Raw genomic sequence first — 12,891 nt, 5'->3', positions numbered from 1 at the left:
CCGAACTGTAGGTCGTGGATCTATTATTTGTGGATCAGACTAGCTGGAATGTTACCGCCGTTTTCATTGAACCACTTAGCAGCACCTGGGTGCCATGGCATGAATCCGTTTTTATCCCAGTGTTCTGCAAGTGTAGTTTTAGCAGCTTTATGCGCCTTAACCATACGTGCGTTATCACCCATTACAGCCTTAACAGCTTCATAAACGAATGATTCAGGGAGGTCACAGTTAGCAATCGCAAAGTTCCACATAGAAACAGAGCGAGCTGGTTTAGTTAGAGTTTTGTATGCACCTGGCTGAATATCAAATTTAGACACAGGGAAGGCTGCAGTAATTTTCGCCTGCTCCTCTTCTGTGAATTCAATGATATTAATATCAGTCTGCACTTCCAGCTGACTTACAGCAGGAACTGGAACACCTGCAGCAAATGCTACAACATCAAGAAGACCATCCTGAAGCTGACCACCTAGATCAGACCAACCACCATTACGACGTTCGAACTTAACTCCAAGAGCTTCATCCATCATACGTGGGAAGTACGTATCAGAAGTTGAACCCGCTGGACCAAAACCAATTTTCGCACCAGCAGGAATTTCTGAAACCTTAGTAATCCCAGAAGACTTCAGCGTAGTGATTGAGAATGGAGTTTGATACATAGGGAACATCGCACATGCATTGGTCATTGGCAGACCTGGAGCAATAGCGTTTTTACCATCGATAGACTCTCGAGCAGGACCCATAGTAGTCATACCGAATGAGTTATCACCCGTATGAACTAGAGCCATGTTCTGCATTGGACCACCAGTAACCTCTGCACCACCAGGAACACCAGTTTCCTCAGCAACGATGTTCGCCCAAGCAGTACCATAACCGAAGTAAGTACCACCCTGCGATCCTGTGCCGACAGTGAAGCTATCAGGCCAGCCAGATTTATCAACAGCAAGTGCAGAAGTTGAAGCGACTGCTAAAGCCACTGACATGCTAAGAGTTTTCATTATTGTCATATTACTCTCCATTGCGAGTTTTAGAGTTAATGTTACGTTCCTAGTGGTCCGAAACAAAATTTCGAGGATGAATGGCACCCTCAACCAAATTATTTAATGAACTTAACTTTCTCGCTGATCTTGGCGAGAACACCAGCTTTACGCTCGTTATAAGTTTTCTTATTGATCTCAAAGATATTGTTGCCGTGGGTATCGATCGAAATAATCAAAGGACCGAATTCTTTAACTCGGTTAACCCAAAGAGTTTCTGGCATACCAAGATCTTTCCACTCAGCACCTTCGATCGCCTCAACCTTGGTCGCTGCTACCACTGCACATCCACCTGGAAATACTGCATGAACTGCTTTGTTTTCCTGACAACCTGCTGCAGTTTCTGGCCCCATTCCACCTTTACCGATGATCAAGCGCACCCCTGTTTGAGCGATGAATTCGCGTTCAAACTTTTCCATACGCATACTGGTAGTTGGCCCAATGGAAACCATTTCGTAGGAACCATCTTCTTTTTCACGCACGATTGGTCCAGCATGAAAAATAGCACCGCCTCTAATATCAACTGGCAGTTCCTGACCAAGTTCAATCAATCGGCGATGTGCTACGTCACGACAAGTCACCAAAGTGCCGTCTAGATAGACAACGTCACCTACTTTAAGATCTTCTAAATCTTCTGCTGAGATCGGAGTTTTTAGGATCTTTTTCATAGCTGTACGCCTTCATGAGATAGGATTTCGTAAGAGAGGTCGGCATTAATCTTGATACGACCACGACGGTGAGCCCAGCAACCTGTAGACACTGCAACACCGATAGTCGATGGGTGACGAGCAGACGACTCAATGTTCACACCCATTACAGTGTTGTCACCAGTTAGACCCTGAGGACCGATACCTAATTCATTGATACCATCGGTAAGCAAGTCTTCTAGCAAAGCTGCTTGTTCGTTGGGATTGCGCGCATCAACAGGCTTAAGAATCGCCTTCTTAGAAAGCCTTGCTGCCGTTTCAGCTGAGGTAGAAACGCCCACACCAACAAGTAGTGGCGGACATGCATTTAGACCACGAGATGTCATTACATCGAGTACAAATTCAGCAACGCCTTCGTACCCCTGACCTGGCATCAATACAGTTGCAGCACCAGGTAAAGTACAGCCGCCGCCTGCCATGTAGACATCAATGATCGCGTAATCTTCACCAGGAATAATTTCCCAGTCTAACCAAGGAATTTTAGAACCTGTGTTAGTTCCTGTGTTTTTCTCGATGAATGATTCAACTGCGTTGTGTCGAAGTGGACCAATCTCGGTTGCCCCTCGAGTAGCACCTTCTAGGATAGTCTCGAGTTCACCAAGCATAGGAAAGCCTGAACCTGCCTGAATGAAATACTGAATAACACCAGTATCCTGACAACTAGGTCTATCAAGCTTGTCAGCTTGCTCTTGGTTTTCAGCCATAACATCAAAGATTTCAATCGCCATGGGATTGGTTTCTTTCTTTCTTAATTCAGCTTGCTTTTGCTTAACATCAGTGGGGAGTCGTTTGCCGATGTAGGCAGTAAACTTAGCCAGAGTGTCAGTTAGCGACTCAGTAGCAGCAGTTCTATCCACGCTTATTTCCTCGTTGCTTAAAGAAGCATTCAATTCGCTTCTTCGATAATTATTGTGTTTGGTCATATTAAAGAGTGAATTTCTCAGATAATATTACTTTTACTCACAACAGAATTTCTTTTGAGGAAATAATGGACTCTGCAGCATCGATGAGATTCTTCATCAGCCTCTGTCAAAAAAGATCATTGTCAGCAACAGCTTTGGAAATGGATATCACTCCTTCTGCTGCCACAAAAAAATTGGCGTCAATTGAAGATCAGATGGGTGTTAAGTTAATCAATAGAACAACAAGGAAGATTTCGCTGACGCCAGAGGGGGAAATCTATTTGAGCTATGCCCAAAAGCTAGTCAGTGATATGGATTTAATGCAGGAAGCCATTCGCAACCAAAGCTCAAATCCAGCTGGGCAATTAAACATCCATGCACCATTGGGTTTTGGACGCAAATATATAGCCCCTCTAGTATCTGAATTTTCTGACTTGCATCCCGACTTAGCAGTCAGGCTAACACTGAGCGATAAGCATGTATTGCCACCAGATGACGCTGTAGACATCCTAATTAGATTTGGTGAACTTCCTGACTCTCGCTTGATTGCAAGAAAGATCGCACCAAACAGGCGTTTTATATGTGCGAGTCCTAAGTATCTCGATCAGTTTGGACGACCTGAGACACCAAACGATCTTCTAAATCACAAAGCTATAGCTCTGCGTCAGAATGACGAGACAGCAAATTTATGGCGACTTTCTAAAGGTAATGATGTTCATAGTATTAGGGTGCCTGTAAAACTTAGCAGTAATGATGGCCAGGTCGCTTTGCAGTGGGCTATAGATGGACATGGCCTAGTGATGCGCGCGCAATGGGATTTAGCCAAGCACATCCGTGAGGGAGCACTTGAGTTAGTGTTAGAAGATTATGAAACTCCTGCAGCAGATATCTATGCTGTGTATCAACAGAAAGCTAGGCTAGCAACCAGAACTGCTCTATTTCTTGATCATTTAGAAAGTTCTTTCCTTACCCAAACAACGAGCACAGATTATTGGTAAATTTGGCTCTCTTAGAGTCCGCCATGGGTCGTCTTTGACCGCTCAGCTAAGCTTCGCTTAACGGCACATTCTTGACGTATTGGCACTTCACTACTTAATACCTTTTTAGTGATCAGGGATATCAGGCTCAACAAGATTTTTAAGTTGATCAAGGGATTCTTGCCATCCCAAATAACACCCTTCTTCAGGTATAACTGAGGGAATACCTGCTTGAGTTATTAAAAGTTCCGTACCACAAGAAACGGATTTCAAGTGGATAGTTACAAGCATTTCCCCCTTTAGGTTTTCATCATCAAATTTATTTGTATGTTGAATCATTTCGTTGGGAGTTAACTCAGTGTAACTGACACTGAAAGAATGAGAACTCCCTGTCCCAAAATTGGTGAAGGACATTCTATAGCCTCCTCCTACACGGACATCGAATTCGTGAATTGAGCCTGTAAAACCGTGTGGTGGTAACCAACGCTCCAACGCCCCCCTATCTGTGAATGCTTTGAATACAAGAGATACAGGTGCTCTAAGAATCCTATGAAGTTTCACGGAACCAGTGTTAGCCGTCATAAAGCGTGATCCTTTTATTAAATAATATAAAAATAAGTATAGCGTATAGAGGCTCGATAGAACCGTCGCCTATGGGCCAAATATTGACCTTCTAATGGACCGTTTTGGGTCGTGAGCAGCCGTTGAATAGGAATTACTGATAATTCCTTAATTAGTGATCACAGGGCTCCAAAATTGATCACCATCAACTGTTAATTGAATTAATTCGCGTTCTTACATCAGCCAAGGCAAAATGGCGCAAACACCTGTGAGATTGAGTGATGCCAGAGTTTTTTGAACAGTTTACCAGCGAAGAGGTCGCGCTATTTTTAGGACTTGTAACAGGTCTGATATTCGGGGCGTTTGCGCAACAGAGTCGCTTCTGTTTGCGCGCTGCCTGTATTGAATTTTGGCGCAATAAACCAGGTGCTAAGTTTTCGATTTGGTTGTTCACCTTCTCTACGGCGCTTATCTTGACTCAGTTGCTGATGCTCAATGGCAATCTTGAGAAGAGCAGTATTCGTCAACTCGTGACCACAGGCTCAATGTCCGGAGCTATCCTTGGTGGTACGCTATTTGGCATCGGAATGGTCATGGCTCGCGGCTGTGCGAGTCGTCTTCTTGTTCTCTCTGCCACAGGCAACCTTCGCGCACTGGTTGCCGGACTGGTGGTTACGATTGTTTCCCAGGCTGCTCTGCGCGGCATTCTTTCACCCGCTAGAAGCGAAGCCTCTTCATGGTGGCTAGTAGAGGGGAGTTCGCGCGACCTTTCAATGTACCTTCCAGAGTATGGTGCAATCGCTATGGGAGTACTTCTATTTATCGCCGCTATCTATTTAGCCATCAAAAACAGAACCAAGGGGTACTACCAATTTGGCGCTGTCGTTGTTGGCGGTAGTATCGCGCTTGGCTGGGGGCTCACCTCTTGGCATGCAGCCAACTCTTTCGACATTATCGCTGTCAAGAGTGTCAGCTTTACGGGCCCTTCTGCCGATACATTGATGGCACTGATTAACGAACCTGAATTCCCATTCTCTTTTGATATCGGCATTGTTTTGGGTGTTTTTGCAGGATCTTTCCTCGCTTCATGGCTGACTAAAGAGTTTGTTATTCAAACCTTTACGGAGCAGACAGGCTTAACACGCTACTTGGTCGGCGCAGCACTCATGGGATTTGGTGGCATGCTTGCAGGCGGATGCGCAGTCGGCGCAGGTGTTACTGGTGGTGCAGTTATGGCCCTCACCGCTTGGGTCGCACTGTTCTTCATGTGGCTAAGTGCTGGTATCACTGACAGGGTACTCGACTACCGTCGCGAGACAGCCTAAATTATCCGCTCTAACTACTGAGCAATTTCTATGTCCTTTGAACTCTGGCTTGCCCTATTAGGCGCAGCCATCATGATCTCGCTATCCCCTGGCGCAGGCTTTGCTACCGCTGTGAGTTTTGGGCTCTCAAATGGTTTACGAGGTGCAGCACCAGCTGTGTTTGGCCTTATTTGTGGCTATGGCACCCAGATGCTGGTGGTATCACTTGGCTTAGGGGCACTCATTGCAACCTCACCCATTCTATTCACAGTCATTAAATACATAGGTGCCGCCTACCTTATTTGGCTGGGTATACAGATTATCCGTTCGCAGGCTGAGCTCGAACTTCATAATGCTGAGCCTCTTAAGAAGCGAGAGCGCTTCATTCGCGCCTATTTAGTTAATATCACCAACCCTAAGGGCATGGTGTTTCTACTAGCTCTAGTACCGCAATTTTTGAATCCAGCAGAGCCTCAAGCACCTCAGCTTTGGATTATTGGCCTGACGCTTGTATTAGTTGATTGGATAGTGATGACCGGTTACTCGGGTATCGCTGCACGTCTGCGTAGGTTTGTTCAAGATCCAAAAGGAAGAGCCTGGCTAAATCGGGCATCTGGGAGTGCACTGATACTGGCCGGTCTGGTATTGTCTACTGCAACACTTTAATAAGGAGTTAGGCATGGATTGTCTGTTTTGTAAAATTGTCGCTGGTGAAATTCCAGCCAAGCGCGTTTACGAAGATGAACACGTCATCGCGTTTATGGATATCAACCCACAGGCCCCTTTTCATGGTCTAGTGATTCCACGCAAACATATCTCGACTCTTGATGACGCCACCGATGCAGACGCAGAAGTACTTGGCCATCTGAACATTGCGGCTGCAAAAATCGCACGTCAGGAAGGATTTTCTGCAGATGGTTACCGAACTGTCATCAATTGTCGCGATCATGGTGGTCAGACGGTGTACCACATTCACCTTCACCTTCTAGGTGGTAAAGCGATGGGATGGCCGCCATACACTGACACCCTTAAGACGCCACTATAGGATCTAAAATGACTGTGATTAAAGACCTGCCACAAAACAATCAGCTAGAGTTCTTTATCGAACAGGCGCGACATGCAAAGCCTATTAGAACGGTGGTTGTGCATCCGGTTGATGGCAATGGTCTCGGCGGTGCTTTAGAGGCCGCAGAGCAAGGTCTGATAGAGCCAACGCTGGTTGGCCCTAAAGCCAAAATTGAAGCTGCTGCTGAGGAGCTCAATGCTGATATCAAGGCTTTTCGCCTTATCGATACAGAACACAGTCATGAAGCGGCTGAAGTCGCATGTCAGTTGATACAGCAGTGTGAAGGCGATAGTTTGATGAAAGGCTCTCTTGGGAGCTCTGAACTACTTTCAGCAGTCCTCGATAAACGCAGCGGCTTGCGAACTGAACGACGCTTAAGTCACATTTTTGTTTTTGATGTCCCTAGCTATCACAAGCCTCTGATCATCACCGACGCTGCAATTAATATCGCTCCTGATCTGATGATGAAGCGTGACATTGTACAAAACGCAATCGACTTTGCTCATGCTCTAGGTAATGAGAACCCAAAAGTTGCCGTACTAGCTGCAGTAGAGAAAGTTAAAGCCAACATGCAGAGCACGCTAGATGCTGCTGCACTTTGTAAGATGGCAGATCGTGGACAGATCACCGGCGGAATTATCGATGGCCCACTCGCTTTCGACAACGCCATCTCTCGCCAAGCTGCCATAGATAAACATATCAACTCTCCGGTATCTGGGGAGGCCGATATTCTAGTAGCCCCTGATCTTGAGGCCGGCAACATGATCGCTAAACAGCTGATCTATCTTGCTGGTGCTAAGTCAGCAGGAATTGCAGTAGGTGCTCGTGTTCCCATTATTCTAACAAGCCGTGCAGATGGTGTAGTAGCTCGCTTAGCAAGCTGTGCATTGGCATCATACATGGTGCATCACCGCCGCAAGATCTAATCATGAATATCCTCACCCTCAATGCAGGCTCATCCAGTTTAAAAGCTGCGTTCTATAAAGAGCAGGATGGCGTGTTAAGCAAACTTGCCAGTGCTTCGCTGACGGGAGTTGGCTCTCCACATCTATCACTTCAGGTAGATGGAGAGTGCATCGATATTTCGAATGTAGATCTCACAGATCCTGCAAAGATTCATGCGCAGGTTGTGGAGCTTCTTTTTAACCGATTTAAACTACAGGATGACTCATTAGTCGTTTCACACCGCGTAGTGCATGGTGGTGGTATTTTCTCTAAATCTGAAGTGGTTGATGATGAAATTCTTGAGCAATTAAAGAGCTTCAACTCGCTCGCACCGCTGCATCAACCATTCAATATTCGTTTGATTGAGCAGGTTCGTGAGGCACACCCTGAGTCACTCAATATTGTCTCATTTGATACGATGTTTCACGCTGGCCAAACAGCGCTTGAAACCAGCTATGCGCTGCCTAAATCGATTCGCGATATGGGTATTCGTCGCTATGGTTTTCATGGGCTATCGTATGCCTATATCTCTGAGTCACAGCAGCTCGCTATAAATTCAAATGAGAGAACCATCGCACTGCATTTGGGTGCAGGCTCTTCTGCCTGTGCAATGATGGGCGGCAAGTCGAAAGCATCCAGCATGGGCTTCTCAGCAGTCGACGGCTTACCCATGGGTTCACGTACTGGAAACTTAGATCCAGGCGTAATGATTCATTTGTTGCGTGAAGGGATGGATGCAAATCAGCTCGAAACACTTCTCTACAAACAGAGCGGCTGGCTAGGTCTATCTGGCCTGTGCAGTGATATGCGAACGCTGCTCGAATCGGATCTAGAGGAAGCGAAATTTACCGTCGATTACTACTGCTATCACATTACCCAAGAAATCGGCCGTTTGGCGGCGATTTTAGGTGGTTTAGATCGAGTGATTTTCACTGGTGGCGTGGGTGAACACGCCCCTCTTATCCGTGAAAAAGTGTGTAATCAACTTGAATGGCTAGGATTAGCGATAGATAGCGAGCTTAATCAGTGCAACCAAATAGAGATCGCTACTGCTGAATCAAAGGTTAGGGTTCAGGTCGTCCCTACCGATGAGGAGTGGATGCTTGCGAAATATGCGACAGCCCTAGCTTAGGCGCTGTCTCACAATTTCAAATAGTGTCACACCGGTTGCAACCGAAACATTCAGACTTGATACCTCACCCGCCATCGGAATGTTGATCAACAGATCACAGTTCTCACGCGTTAAACGACGCATCCCCTTCCCTTCAGCACCCATCACAAGCGCCAAAGGACCTTTAAGATCTGACTGGTAGATCGTTGCATCCGCTTCGCCCGCTGTTCCAACGATCCAAATACCACGCTCTTGAAGTTGAGTCAGTGTTCTTGAAAGGTTGGTTACCTGGAAGTATGGAATTGCCTCAGCAGCACCACAAGCCACTTTAGAAGCGGTTGCATTTAATGGTGCTGATTTATCACGGGGCGCGATCACTGCATGAACACCCGCCGCATCGGCCGTTCGCAAACATGCACCTAAGTTGTGTGGATCCGTCACACCATCCAAAACTAAAAGTAGCGGTGTTCCTGAAATTTGATCAAGCAGGTTATCAAGCTCTTTGTCGCCCAACTGTGGCATAGGTTTCACTTCAGCTACAACGCCTTGGTGCACACCCTGTACTCGATCGTCTAAACGGTTTTTATTGACACGCTCGACGCTGATTCCCTGCCCAGCAGCCAGATCCAGAATAGACTCAATCTTTTGGTCCAGTCGTCCCTGTACAACAAACAACTTTTTCACACGTTCTGGGTCACGACTAAGAAGTGTAGTGACTGCGTGAATACCAAAGACCATTTCGAATTTCATAACTGCTCCAATTAATTGAGCTCTATTATCCAATAAACGCCAAGCAAGGCACATCCCTGAAGAGCAGATAGAAACAAAAAAGCCGCGATATTAATCGCGGCTTTTAATGATATATGAGGTAACTTAGCCAGCTAGACCTTCAAATACGTTATCACGAATCTGATCAACTGAACCTACACCTGGCACATAAATGTAACGAGGTGCTGTTGCAGCCTCTGCTTCTGCCCAACCACGGTAGTAGCTAATCAGTGGTTTAGTCTGATCATGGTATACGTTTAGACGTAGACGAACTGTCTCTTCTTTATCATCTTCACGTTGTACTAGGTCTTCACCTGTGACATCGTCCTTACCTTCAGTTTTTGGTGGATTAAATACCACGTGGTAGGTACGACCTGAACCAGGGTGAACACGACGACCAGACATACGCTTGATGATCTCTTCATCAGCAACGTCGATTTCAACAACTGCGTCTAGCTCTACACCCGCTTCTTTCAATGCATCTGCTTGAGGAATAGTGCGTGGGAAACCATCAAATAGGAAACCGTTAGCACAGTCTGACTCGGTGATACGCTCTTTAACAAGACCGATAATGATATCGTCAGATACCAATCCACCCGCGTCCATTACCTTCTTAGCTTCAATACCCAGCGGGGTACCAGCTTTTACCGCAGCACGAAGCATGTCACCAGTGGAGATCTGTGGGATACCGTACTTCTCAGTGATGTACTGAGCTTGAGTCCCCTTACCGGCACCTGGTGCTCCGAGAAGAATAATTCGCATTAAAGTAACTCCTTAAAAATAAAAAGGCCGCAGCCAGTGCGACACCAAAAAATTCTGTAACTGACGTTAAATTATTGCCCGCTAAAATACCATACGACCATAGCCTAGCGGGCATTTTTGTCATAAGAAATTGTTAACCTGTATTTCGCATTCCGGCAGATATACCGGCCATACAGACCATCAACGCTTGCTCAAGGGTTGAGTCTGGTTGATTCCTATCTCTGAATAGCAACTCCGCCTGCAGCAGATGCAGTGGATCCAAGTAGGGATTACGCACCTCTATCGATTGTTTAATCACTGGTGCACTGCTTAACAAACTCTTCTCACTTTTGAGGCTAAGCAGCAGTTCGGTTAACTTCTCTAGTCTCTGTCGAAGGCTTGAGCCCAAAACACGAAGCTCTGCAGAAACTAAACGGTGCTCATAGTACTCTGAAATACCTGCATCCGTCTTGGCTAAAACCATCTCTAACAGGTCAACATAAGCGGCAAAAAATGGCCAATTCTTATACATATCCCGTAACAGTTCACCTTTATCAGCAGCGACTGCGTTCCCAAGAGCGTCATCGGAACCCAACCAAGCGGGAAGCATGAGGCGAATTTGAGTCCATGCAAAAATCCATGGAATAGCGCGCAGGCTCTCTACTCCACCATCCACCTTACGTTTGGCTGGCCTTGAACCTAACGGCAGTTTAGCCAACTCCTGTTCTGGTGTGGCAGCACGAAAATATGGAACAAACATAGGGTCATCACGAACCACTGCACGATAGGATTTCAGTCCATCATTCGCCATCTGGTCCATAAAGACTACCCAAGCATCCTTAGGTTCTGGGCCAGGAGATAAGCTCGCCTCTAATACGGCACCCGTGTAGAGGAAAAGATTACGAATAGCTAGATCAGGAACACCAAACTTGAACCTAATCATCTCCCCCTGCTCTGTCACGCGAAGGCTGCCAGAAACAGAACCCGGTGGCTGAGCCAGAATTGCAGTATGACTTGGACCACCACCACGCCCAACAGTACCACCACGTCCGTGGAACAGCGTCAGTTGAATTGCTCGTTCATGACAGAGAGCCGATAGTGCTTTCTGAGCTCGATACTGCCCCCAAGCCGCAGCTATCTGCCCGGCATCTTTTGATGAGTCTGAGTAACCAATCATCACCTGTTGTCGACCTTGGATATAATCCCGATACCAAGGAATATCCAAAAGCGCTGAAATCGCTGCAGGAGCATTATCTAAGTCGGCAAGGGTTTCAAAGAGTGGCGCGACAGGCAAATTATGTTGAGTACCAAACTCGCGAAGCATCAGTATTACAGCCAGAACATCTGAAGGCTGACTAGCCATTGATATGACATAGGTACTTAACGCTTCTGGTGCTGTTTTTGCAATGACCCTGAAGGTATCGATCGCCTCCTGGCTAACTGCCGAAGGAGCCCAGCTCTTGGGCAAAATTGGACGCTGACTTTGTAGCTCTTTTAGCAAGAAACTTTGACGTTGCTCCTCACTCCAATCGAGGTAAGAGCCCAACTGATAAAACTCTGTGATCTCATTTAAAAGTTCCGCATGAACCTCTGAGTTCTGACGAATATCCAACTTAATCAGTGTTGCACCAAAACAGGCGACACGACGAATCAAATCCTCCAATTTTCCCTTAGCGATCAAATGCATCCCACAATCAGCTAGGGATCGATGACAGAGCATGAGAGGCTCAAGTAGATCACTTGATGTTGTAATTGGTAATTCAGGATCTTCTAACTCTCCTTTGAGAGTTAGCTGAAGTAACTGGCGTGTTTCAGACAACTTAGAGCGAAGAGTGCCTAATAGCGCACGGTAAGGCTCTGAAACATTGCCAACCGTAGCAAGTAGTTCACTTGATGCGGCACTCATGGAGAGTTCTGAACGCAACTCATCCACAGAGTTAAAATAGAGGTCGGCCGCCTGCCAACGCGCCAGCAACAACACCTCTTCTGTCACTTTGGCTGTCACATTAGGGTTACCATCTCGGTCGCCACCCATCCAAGAGGAGAACCGCACCGGAGATTTATGCAGAGGTAGCCCCTTACCAAGCGAGCTCTCCATCTGCTGACTTAACAATTTTAAAAATGCAGGAACAGCACTCCACAACGAGTTTTCAATCGTTGTGAAGCCCCACTTAGCCTCATCGACAGGCGTTGGGCGCTGCTTTCGAATCTCGTCTGTATGCCAAATTTGATTGATTAACTCATCAAGGCGAGATGAGCTATCGATGCCATGATCGAGCATCTCTAGACACTCTGTGATCTGATCGTACTTGTTGATTAAGGTTCGACGATTGACTTCAGTTGGATGAGCTGTAAGCACAAGCTCAACATCGAGATCACACAGTTGTTGATGGATAGCGTCTGAGTCTATCCCTTTTAAATTAAGTCCCGCGACAAGGGTTTCGATATCTTCACGGCGTTTTTTTCCTTGCGCCTGACGATGACGTCTTACCCTGTGATGCTCTTCAGCAATATTGGCTAAGTTCAGGAATTGAGTGAATGCACGAGCGACAGGAAGAACTTGCTGATCTGGGAGAGCCTTTAACGCCTTTTGCAGAGGCCCAGACTCATCCTCTAAGCGCCCCTCTTTAGCGAGCTGACGGATCTGCTCGATAGTATTGACCATCTCAGGACCAAGGTCGTTTGATATTGTTCGACCTAAACTATCACCGAGACGTCTAACATCATCTCGTAAATCTTCATGAAGTGAACTCATTGGACCCTCTCTTCGCCAAT

General features: G+C 46.4%; 13 protein-coding genes. 6 read left to right on the top strand and 7 right to left on the bottom strand.

The genetic code is table 11. The features are described from left to right. Positions 1 to 23: 23 nt before the first annotated feature. The 3 genes from HH196_RS00930 to ttdA form a co-directional block, all read right to left on the bottom strand. On the bottom strand, positions 24 to 1,004 hold the full coding sequence (locus HH196_RS00930) for a TAXI family TRAP transporter solute-binding subunit (RefSeq protein ID WP_371807843.1): 981 nt from the start codon (positions 1,002 to 1,004) through the stop codon (positions 24 to 26). Between the two features lie 89 nt (positions 1,005 to 1,093). Further along, positions 1,094 to 1,702 carry a L(+)-tartrate dehydratase subunit beta gene (ttdB, locus tag HH196_RS00925; protein WP_169450232.1) on the bottom strand — a complete coding sequence of 203 codons (609 nt, stop codon included), beginning with the start codon at positions 1,700 to 1,702 and terminating at the stop codon, positions 1,094 to 1,096. Beyond that, positions 1,699 to 2,598, bottom strand: coding sequence for a L(+)-tartrate dehydratase subunit alpha (gene ttdA / locus HH196_RS00920; protein ID WP_169450231.1), 900 nt, complete (start codon positions 2,596 to 2,598; stop codon positions 1,699 to 1,701). The genes ttdB and ttdA overlap by 4 nt, the downstream gene beginning before the upstream one ends. A 131-nt stretch (positions 2,599 to 2,729) precedes the next feature. Between ttdA and HH196_RS00915 the strand changes: the two genes are divergently transcribed. After that, positions 2,730 to 3,641: a LysR family transcriptional regulator gene (locus HH196_RS00915; RefSeq protein ID WP_169450230.1), complete on the top strand. Its 912-nt coding sequence runs from the start codon at positions 2,730 to 2,732 to the stop codon at positions 3,639 to 3,641. Between the two features lie 105 nt (positions 3,642 to 3,746). On the opposite strand, the gene HH196_RS00910 is transcribed toward HH196_RS00915, so the two are convergent. After that, entirely contained in the window at positions 3,747 to 4,202 is a 456-nt protein-coding gene (locus tag HH196_RS00910; protein ID WP_169450229.1) for an SRPBCC family protein, read from the bottom strand. A gap of 260 nt (positions 4,203 to 4,462) precedes the next feature. Here HH196_RS00910 and HH196_RS00905 point away from each other — a divergent pair, with 260 nt between their 5' ends. The 5 genes from HH196_RS00905 to HH196_RS00885 are packed head-to-tail and all read left to right on the top strand — an operon-like array spanning position 4,463 to position 8,628. Next, complete coding sequence (locus HH196_RS00905; protein WP_169450228.1) at positions 4,463 to 5,506, top strand: YeeE/YedE family protein; 1,044 nt, start codon at positions 4,463 to 4,465, stop codon at positions 5,504 to 5,506. A gap of 30 nt (positions 5,507 to 5,536) precedes the next feature. Then, on the top strand, positions 5,537 to 6,151 hold the full coding sequence (locus HH196_RS00900) for a LysE family transporter (RefSeq protein ID WP_169450227.1): 615 nt from the start codon (positions 5,537 to 5,539) through the stop codon (positions 6,149 to 6,151). Between the two features lie 13 nt (positions 6,152 to 6,164). Then, the gene (locus tag HH196_RS00895) at positions 6,165 to 6,530 is read left to right on the top strand and encodes a histidine triad nucleotide-binding protein (RefSeq protein ID WP_169450226.1); all 366 of its coding nucleotides are present in this window, start codon (positions 6,165 to 6,167) and stop codon (positions 6,528 to 6,530) included. Between the two features lie 8 nt (positions 6,531 to 6,538). Beyond that, the gene (locus HH196_RS00890) at positions 6,539 to 7,477 is read left to right on the top strand and encodes a bifunctional enoyl-CoA hydratase/phosphate acetyltransferase (protein ID WP_169450225.1); all 939 of its coding nucleotides are present in this window, start codon (positions 6,539 to 6,541) and stop codon (positions 7,475 to 7,477) included. Positions 7,478 to 7,479: 2 nt separating this feature from the next. Beyond that, the gene (locus HH196_RS00885; RefSeq protein ID WP_169450224.1) at positions 7,480 to 8,628 is read left to right on the top strand and encodes an acetate/propionate family kinase; all 1,149 of its coding nucleotides are present in this window, start codon (positions 7,480 to 7,482) and stop codon (positions 8,626 to 8,628) included. Here the strand turns inward: HH196_RS00885 and rlmB are convergent. The 3 genes from rlmB to ppc form a co-directional block, all read right to left on the bottom strand. Continuing rightward, positions 8,620 to 9,357 (bottom strand): 23S rRNA (guanosine(2251)-2'-O)-methyltransferase RlmB, encoded by a 738-nt coding sequence (rlmB, locus tag HH196_RS00880; RefSeq protein WP_169450223.1) that lies wholly within the window; start codon positions 9,355 to 9,357, stop codon positions 8,620 to 8,622. The genes HH196_RS00885 and rlmB overlap by 9 nt on opposite strands. A 123-nt stretch (positions 9,358 to 9,480) precedes the next feature. After that, entirely contained in the window at positions 9,481 to 10,137 is a 657-nt protein-coding gene (gene adk / locus HH196_RS00875) for an adenylate kinase (RefSeq protein WP_169450222.1), read from the bottom strand. Between the two features lie 133 nt (positions 10,138 to 10,270). After that, positions 10,271 to 12,871: a phosphoenolpyruvate carboxylase gene (gene ppc, locus HH196_RS00870; protein WP_169450221.1), complete on the bottom strand. Its 2,601-nt coding sequence runs from the start codon at positions 12,869 to 12,871 to the stop codon at positions 10,271 to 10,273. Positions 12,872 to 12,891: the final 20 nt, after the last annotated feature.

It is taken from the genome of Marinobacterium sp. LSUCC0821, assembly GCF_012848475.1.
GTDB lineage: Bacteria > Pseudomonadota > Gammaproteobacteria > Pseudomonadales > Balneatricaceae > Marinobacterium_E.
Note: the sequence above shows the minus strand (reverse complement) of the source record. Positions and strands in the feature narration are given on the sequence as shown.

What these genes read in the sequence shown, in the direction of transcription:
- HH196_RS00905 (WP_169450228.1), top strand. Translation starts at nt 4,463, where the DNA reads ATGCCAGAGTTTTTTGAACAGTTTACCAGCGAAGAGGTCGCGCTATTT.
- HH196_RS00910 (WP_169450229.1), bottom strand. Translation starts at nt 4,202, where the DNA reads ATGACGGCTAACACTGGTTCCGTGAAACTTCATAGGATTCTTAGAGCA.
- ttdB (WP_169450232.1), bottom strand. Translation starts at nt 1,702, where the DNA reads ATGAAAAAGATCCTAAAAACTCCGATCTCAGCAGAAGATTTAGAAGAT.
- HH196_RS00900 (WP_169450227.1), top strand. Translation starts at nt 5,537, where the DNA reads ATGTCCTTTGAACTCTGGCTTGCCCTATTAGGCGCAGCCATCATGATC.
- HH196_RS00895 (WP_169450226.1), top strand. Translation starts at nt 6,165, where the DNA reads ATGGATTGTCTGTTTTGTAAAATTGTCGCTGGTGAAATTCCAGCCAAG.
- ppc (WP_169450221.1), bottom strand. Translation starts at nt 12,871, where the DNA reads ATGAGTTCACTTCATGAAGATTTACGAGATGATGTTAGACGTCTCGGT.
- HH196_RS00885 (WP_169450224.1), top strand. Translation starts at nt 7,480, where the DNA reads ATGAATATCCTCACCCTCAATGCAGGCTCATCCAGTTTAAAAGCTGCG.
- rlmB (WP_169450223.1), bottom strand. Translation starts at nt 9,357, where the DNA reads ATGAAATTCGAAATGGTCTTTGGTATTCACGCAGTCACTACACTTCTT.
- HH196_RS00915 (WP_169450230.1), top strand. Translation starts at nt 2,730, where the DNA reads ATGGACTCTGCAGCATCGATGAGATTCTTCATCAGCCTCTGTCAAAAA.
- HH196_RS00930 (WP_371807843.1), bottom strand. Translation starts at nt 1,004, where the DNA reads ATGACAATAATGAAAACTCTTAGCATGTCAGTGGCTTTAGCAGTCGCT.
- adk (WP_169450222.1), bottom strand. Translation starts at nt 10,137, where the DNA reads ATGCGAATTATTCTTCTCGGAGCACCAGGTGCCGGTAAGGGGACTCAA.
- HH196_RS00890 (WP_169450225.1), top strand. Translation starts at nt 6,539, where the DNA reads ATGACTGTGATTAAAGACCTGCCACAAAACAATCAGCTAGAGTTCTTT.